We start from the raw sequence: 6,532 nt of genomic DNA, 5'->3' as shown, positions 1-6,532 counted from the left end.
CTCATTTTTTAAAACACGTTACACGCTATTGGACCTMCAGCTTTTTTCGCCTTTTTCGTTATTAAGCCTTGTTGATATCGCTAACGTTAAGAAATGGTTTTATTATCCGCTTTCAACAAGCAATATTTTTGAAATCATTTATTGTTTTAGCTTAAGTTATTGCTTAAGCAATCAATTGGGCTTACCAATTAAAAAAGCCGCTGTTACGGTTATATCGTCATACGGCGCAGGTTTGCTTGTGTGGACCATTTTTATAATGTTTTTGAGCATTAACTTGAGTTAAATACTCAATGAAAATACTTATGAAGCAACTTCATAATAGCGGAAACCGAAAAGCTGATAGAGTAGGTGCAATTACAACTTAATTTTTTTTATGAAATCTTTGGAACTTGAGAAGATGGCGTTGATTAATGGTGGCTCGAAAGACGGGCTTGCCACAGGCGCCGGAGTTGCATGCGGTCTTGCAATTTCGGGTGGTGTATTTGGTGGTTTTGGCATTTTTGTAACGGGTGCCATATTTGGGCCAACCTGTATTGGATTAGCTATCGGAGCTGCTGTTAGTAACTAATTATTTAACCTTAAAAACAAAAGAAATGAGAAATTTAGAACTTATCGAACTCGAAGAAATTCAGGGTGGATCTGCAGCGGCAGGTTTTTGCGCAGGTTTAGCAGCTGGTGTTTCAGTTGCAGGCGTTGCAACATTATTAGGAGCAACTGTAGCAACAGGCGGCGTAGCTGCCTGGGTAGTTGCCGGGGCTGGCGTTGGATGCGCAGCCTATGGTATTTACTCACTATTCTCTTAAAACTTTTTGAGGGATTGGGAAGCGTTTTCCAATCCCTCTTAATAGTACATACATGGATATGATCGATTTAAAAAATATATGCAAAGCGTTTAACAACAAAAAAATATTAGATGGTATTGATATTACGGTTAACCAAGGGGAATGTTTGTGCTTAATTGGACCCAATGGTGCCGGGAAGAGTACGATTTTAAATATAATACTTGGTTTGTTAACCCCCGATTACGGGGAATTGCAAATAATGGGAGAGACCTACTATGATAAAAGCAATACTATAAAGGGAAAAATTGGGTGTATGCCCGAAAAATCATTATTAATTGAGGACCTATCCGGATATGATTTTTTAATGCTCCATGGGCTGCTGTTATGCATGAAAAAGATAGATTTAAAAAATAAGATCGACGATTTAATCAGCCTGTTTTTTGATGATAAGAGTTTAATAGATAACATGATATCTACCTATTCTACAGGGAACAAAAAGCGCCTTGAGTTTTGTGCCGCATTATTAAACTCGCCCAGTATTCTTATTCTTGATGAACCCTTTAACGGACTTGACCCGGTATTTGTTGATAAACTGATACGGGTTTTTAAATTAATGATGTTAAAGCAAAAAACCTTAATCATCTCAAGCCACGATCTCTCTTATATAAAAGAATTGGCTACAGATGTAGCCCTAATTAGCCACGGTAAGATTATCATAAAGGAAAAAAAAGACAATTTTTATGCCCAGGGCGAAACTGTATTGGAGAATTTTTTTAAATACTTACCCAAAGAACACATAAGGCCTGATGAAGTACTACTCCCCAACTGGATTTAAATTACGTCAATTATTTTCAATATTAAAATTTTTATCAATACTGCTATCTAAGAAAAAGGTAATTGTAAACYATAAAAAAACCGATATAGTGTTAGTGGCCTTAGTAATCTTGCTGATAGTTTTTGACGGTTTTATATTCGGCAAACTGAATGATTTAATACTTACAAAGCATGTTAAATTTAATTTAGTATCTGCACTTTCACTGGCTACCGGAGTAATCATTGTTGTAAAGTACATATTTCCAACATTCAGGACCATTCGGTTTGTCAATAATCCTTACTATAACTTAAACCCGGTTATAAAATATTCGGTAAGTCTTTTTCGCGACTTGTTCTCGTTTTTTTATATGGTAATATTGCTTTTTTTTATTTGCTTCGCCGCCTTTTCCAAATCCATTGTCTTTACAGACATTTTTAGTGTTTTACTGTTGTTATTCGTTTATTTTCATATAAACCGTGCCATAAGAACTGTTTTCGAATCAAAGTTTAATATTGGTCATATTGTATACCTTTTTTTTGGCATTTTAACTGTTTGGTTTTACTTTTTAAAGGTTTCCAATTTTTACCTGTTGTTGCTATTGGTTTTAATTTTTATCGTTTCCTATTATTCCTACGGGCAAATTGCGGTTCAGACCAAAGCATTATCCATAAATATCAAATCAAAAAATGCAAATACTTCAGCCCTTGTATTACGATATTTATTGTCGGCTAATAAAATTCGATCTACCATAATTCTGCTATACCTGGTAAAATTGGTTTACTTAATTGGCACGTCAACAGGTTTGCTGAAATTTATGGCTGGTTACCAGTTTTTTTACCTTGTTTGTATTTTACCCATATTGTTGTTTACCTATCTTTTTAACAACATATTCGCATTTGGTGTTGATTTATATCGCAACGTTTTTTTTAGCCAGAACATTCATAAAACTATAATTAGAACCTATATATATCCTTTGATATTGGTGTTGCTGCCGTTAGATTTATTTATTGATATACTAATATTCATTTTGCAGGCTTTTTTTGGCCGGTACTTTAAAATCATCGTTCCAATCGATTATAGTTTCTTTCTACTTTACTTCTCGGTTTGTTTAAGTTTAATAGCGATGTCGCTGGTGTTCTCTTTAAAATATCCAAAAACGTTGGTCGACTCCATAAACAAGCAAACCAATACGAATTTTATCAGTTCGCTGGTAACGCTCATCGTCGGGATAATAGCGGCGGTAGCTTTATATTGTCAAAACACTATTTTAATTTGTTCAGTCGCTGTATTAAATGTAGCCACCTGTATAATTTTCGCTGGCTATTTTTTTAGGCAGGCAGCAGCTAATTTCAATAAACCTTTCATTTCAACCTAAGGTATAACCGAACATTTTTTAGTTAATATGAAGAAAAAAATCATAGCAATTGTTTTAGGTCTCATAGCCATAGTAGTATCAGTACTCATGTATAGTATAATTATAAAAATGAGGTTTAACTCAAAAATGGAATCGCAGTTAGGCGTTCCGCCTAACATGAAATTCCGGCTGATGCAGGATACTACTAAATATTTTCTTTCAAAAGATATTCCCCAAAAACGTCCATGTATTATTATTTACTACAACACCATGTGCGGCTCCTGTAGGTATGAAGCCGAGGAGTTGGTAAAAAATCAAAGTGCATTTAGTAATACTTCCCTGATAATGGTTTCCAATGAACCTTTTGGACAAATAGACGATTATTTTAAGGTATTTAAACTTGGCAGCTTAAAAAATTTAACCATGCTAAAATCTGATGATGATGAGTTTTACAAAGCTTTTGGCTCCCGCAGAACCCCAGGTATCTTCATTTACAATAAAGATTTAAAATTAGTGAAAAACTATTCAGGCGAAACAAAAATTTCTGCGCTTACCCAATGGTTAAATTAAGAATGGATGCCATTAAAGCAACTATATCCCAGATAAATTAACAACTATTTGCTTTGCACAAATAATTATGCAGGTATGAATAAAAAAATTAGAAAATCATTCACTAAACAGCATGATCAATCTGATTGCGCTGTTGCGTGCTTACTTTCGGTGGTCAGATACTATAACGGCGATGATTCTTTTGAAAATATAAGACAAATAAGCGGAACCTCTGTTCAAGGTACTACCATGCTTGGCCTTTATAGGGCTTCACAATCGCTTGGGTTTAATGCCGAAGCATTTGAGGTTGATGACATAGCCGAAATAAAAAAAAATGATGGCCCATGTATCTTGCATGTTTTGGTAGATGGCTATCTGGAACATTACATAGTTTTATACAAATATGGGCCGTCGGGATTTTTAATTGGCGATCCCGCAAAGGGCGTTTCTGAAATATCTGAAGCCGAACTTTTAAAAATTTGGCAAAAGAGATATATGTTGCGGCTTTCTTGTAACGAAACCTTTAATGACAGGGAAACTAAAAGAGGCAGTAAGTTGGCGTGGATTAGGGCGTTGATTGATGATGACTTAACATTGTTGTTTGCTACAGCCTTTATGGGATTAATAATCGCTGCATTGTCGCTTTGCATGCCTATACTTTCGCAAAAGTTGATAGATAATGTTTTACCCGAGCGTAATACATTTAAATTATCTATTAGCTTGATTTTGGCAACCGTTCTGTTAGTGACAAAAAGCGGGGTGAATTACCTCAGGTCGGTAATGTTGTTGAAGCAGGGGGTAGCGTTTAATAACCGTATTACCAATAAATTTTATAGCCTGCTATTGTCATTGCCTAAGAACTTTTTTTCGAATAGGAAAACTGGTGATTTAATATCGCGGTTAAACGATACTTACAGGATTCAACAAACCATTAGCTTTTTGGCAGGTTCGGTTGTTATTGATTTACTTATTGTTATAGTCTCGGTTTTTTATGTTTTTAATTTTGGCGTCATTATAGCGCTTTGCACTTTAGCAAGTATCCCGCTCTCTTTTGCGTTATCAAATATATATTCCGATAAAATATTAACCGGACAAACGGATGTAATGAAAGCTTATGCCCGGAACGATAGTAACTATATTGATTCTATCCAGGGTATTGACGTTATTAAAATGTCGGGACTTGAAAAAGGGTTTAGCAGGGTCACGCAGAATTTTTTTAAAATATTTCAATCCGAACTTTATAAACTTGGAATAACCAAAACCCGGTTAAATTGGTGGTCAGAAATTATTGGGATAGTTTTATTGATGACCATTTTAACCTGCAGTTCGCTATTGGTAATAAGCCATAAACTCAAAATAGGGGAGTTAATGGCGATATTAACGGTAACGTCGGGCATTATATCGGCGGTTGTTCGCCTGGCCATGTCAAATATTCAAATTCAGGAAGCTAAAGTCGCCTTTAACAGAATGTATGAATTTGTTTATTTGGAAGGAGAACTAAGTTTAAACCCGGATAGCGGCGCACCCCACGGCAATAGCATTACTTCCATTGTTATAAAAGATATATCATTCAGGTTTATTGGGCGGCCAAAGTTGTTAGATAAAGTTTCTTTTGAGCTATCCAAAGGACAAATTTTTGTTATTCTTGGAAAAACAGGCAGTGGGAAAAGTACCATATTTCAAATTTTGCAAAAATTTGCTTTTATCGAATCCGGGCAAATTACCATAGACGGTAATGATTTGAATGCTTATGATAACGCCGGTTGGCGATCAAATGTTGCGGTAGTGCCCCAGGATATTAAGTTTTTTAACTGCAATCTGCTTCAAAATATAGCCTTGAATTTTGATACCCAGGAAGCAGAGCCAGACCTTGCTTATTTGCAGGAAGAGATGGTTAAAGTTTATAAATTTTGCGTAGAGTACGGATTTGATAATTATTTTAGTTTATTTCCGCAAGGATATGGCACCTTATTAGGCGAAGACGGCGTTAGCCTTTCAGGGGGGCAAAGGCAATTGGTTGCCTTTGCCAGGGCTCTTTACCGCAAACCACAATTGCTTTTACTTGACGAGGCTACCGCATCAATGGATAGCGATACCGAAAACTTTATTATCAAATTGTTGGATAACTTAAAAGAAAAAATGCTAATAGCTATGATTACACACAATATTGGCTTAGCAGAAAGGCTTGGCCCTGTATATAATATTGATCAAAAGAAATATTTTGTTAAGGCCGATGCTGTTATCTGAAGGTTAAATTTGGTTATTTTTTATATTTTAGAGAAATGTTTATTAATTATTAAATGCTATGAAAACTTGGGGAATGTTAGGGATTTTAGGAGTTGGGTTAATTTTGATTGTAGCGGTATTATACCTGGTTCCAAACTTGAGGATGGAATATCCCGGATTGTACAAATACTCATGGAAAGCACTTATAATTTGGGGGATAATATTTGCCGGGTATTACCTGATGTTTTTACTGAAAAATAAGTATAACGTTGTTGATAAATAGGGCGTGGCACTCACAGATGAACAAGTTTAAACGTGCCAATAGCAACCAATTGAAAAGTGTGTAAAAGAAACTCACTTTCAGGGAAAAGCCGAACGCGCAAACTCAGGTAATGCAGATGCTGCTACCAGCAACCTGTTATCCACGGGGATTTCAATCTTTACCCGGCTGTTTTCGCCGCACAGCTTGTTTTTAATAAAATTGGCATGTTTGTTACAAAGCGGCCGGCAATAACCTACCATTAGCTTTGTTCTGGCTTCTTAGGAAAGGGAGATACATGGTAAAATGATCTGTGAAAAAACTGATCATAAACCAAATTTATCCGCTCCTTGTTTAAATTTCGACGGTATTGCTTATTTGGCCTTTGAGATAGGTGGCGCAATTTGATTCAAATATTCGTCCTGCAGGATAGTTTTTACGGCACTGATAGCGGATAGTGTACTTGTTTGCTTAAATATTTACTTCCACTATACTTCTGGCACCGAGGCGAGCATCGTGAAAGCGCACCACATCGTCAATTATCATGC

Annotated in this window: 8 protein-coding genes; 7 read left to right on the top strand and 1 reads right to left on the bottom strand. The window is 35.8% G+C overall.

Annotated elements, in window-relative coordinates:
* The 4 genes from AC1DV1_RS08790 to AC1DV1_RS08775 form a co-directional block, all read left to right on the top strand.
* The coding region (locus AC1DV1_RS08790; protein ID WP_477357644.1) for a hypothetical protein at window positions 1-283 on the top strand (283 nt) is incomplete at its 5' end.
* Between the two features lie 90 nt (window positions 284-373).
* Window positions 374-568 carry a hypothetical protein gene (locus AC1DV1_RS08785; protein ID WP_147053337.1) on the top strand — a complete coding sequence of 65 codons (195 nt, stop codon included), beginning with the start codon at window positions 374-376 and terminating at the stop codon, window positions 566-568.
* Between the two features lie 25 nt (window positions 569-593).
* A complete protein-coding gene (locus tag AC1DV1_RS08780; RefSeq protein WP_147053336.1) occupies window positions 594-803 on the top strand; it encodes a hypothetical protein in 210 nt (69 codons plus the stop codon).
* Between the two features lie 52 nt (window positions 804-855).
* Window positions 856-1,617 carry an ABC transporter ATP-binding protein gene (locus AC1DV1_RS08775; RefSeq protein ID WP_477357641.1) on the top strand — a complete coding sequence of 254 codons (762 nt, stop codon included), beginning with the start codon at window positions 856-858 and terminating at the stop codon, window positions 1,615-1,617.
* Between the two features lie 1,071 nt (window positions 1,618-2,688).
* Here the strand turns inward: AC1DV1_RS08775 and AC1DV1_RS08770 are convergent.
* Window positions 2,689-2,817 carry a hypothetical protein gene (locus AC1DV1_RS08770; protein ID WP_477357638.1) on the bottom strand — a complete coding sequence of 43 codons (129 nt, stop codon included), beginning with the start codon at window positions 2,815-2,817 and terminating at the stop codon, window positions 2,689-2,691.
* Window positions 2,818-2,998: 181 nt separating this feature from the next.
* On the opposite strand from AC1DV1_RS08770, the gene AC1DV1_RS08765 reads away from it, so the two are divergent.
* From AC1DV1_RS08765 to AC1DV1_RS08755, 3 genes are all read left to right on the top strand, one after another.
* The gene (locus tag AC1DV1_RS08765; protein WP_477357635.1) at window positions 2,999-3,520 is read left to right on the top strand and encodes a hypothetical protein; all 522 of its coding nucleotides are present in this window, start codon (window positions 2,999-3,001) and stop codon (window positions 3,518-3,520) included.
* A 75-nt stretch (window positions 3,521-3,595) separates the two neighbouring features.
* Window positions 3,596-5,746 (top strand): peptidase domain-containing ABC transporter, encoded by a 2,151-nt coding sequence (locus AC1DV1_RS08760; protein WP_477357632.1) that lies wholly within the window; start codon window positions 3,596-3,598, stop codon window positions 5,744-5,746.
* A 58-nt stretch (window positions 5,747-5,804) separates the two neighbouring features.
* A complete protein-coding gene (locus AC1DV1_RS08755) occupies window positions 5,805-6,008 on the top strand; it encodes a hypothetical protein (RefSeq protein WP_477357629.1) in 204 nt (67 codons plus the stop codon).
* Window positions 6,009-6,532: the final 524 nt, after the last annotated feature.

The sequence above is a fragment of the Mucilaginibacter sp. P4_D1 genome, assembly GCF_056401935.1.
This window is presented reverse-complemented; position numbering and strand designations above follow the sequence as displayed.

What these genes read in the sequence shown, in the direction of transcription:
- AC1DV1_RS08785 (WP_147053337.1), top strand. Translation starts at nt 374, where the DNA reads ATGAAATCTTTGGAACTTGAGAAGATGGCGTTGATTAATGGTGGCTCG.
- AC1DV1_RS08780 (WP_147053336.1), top strand. Translation starts at nt 594, where the DNA reads ATGAGAAATTTAGAACTTATCGAACTCGAAGAAATTCAGGGTGGATCT.
- AC1DV1_RS08775 (WP_477357641.1), top strand. Translation starts at nt 856, where the DNA reads ATGGATATGATCGATTTAAAAAATATATGCAAAGCGTTTAACAACAAA.
- AC1DV1_RS08770 (WP_477357638.1), bottom strand. Translation starts at nt 2,817, where the DNA reads ATGAGCGTTACCAGCGAACTGATAAAATTCGTATTGGTTTGCTTGTTT.
- AC1DV1_RS08765 (WP_477357635.1), top strand. Translation starts at nt 2,999, where the DNA reads ATGAAGAAAAAAATCATAGCAATTGTTTTAGGTCTCATAGCCATAGTA.
- AC1DV1_RS08760 (WP_477357632.1), top strand. Translation starts at nt 3,596, where the DNA reads ATGAATAAAAAAATTAGAAAATCATTCACTAAACAGCATGATCAATCT.
- AC1DV1_RS08755 (WP_477357629.1), top strand. Translation starts at nt 5,805, where the DNA reads ATGAAAACTTGGGGAATGTTAGGGATTTTAGGAGTTGGGTTAATTTTG.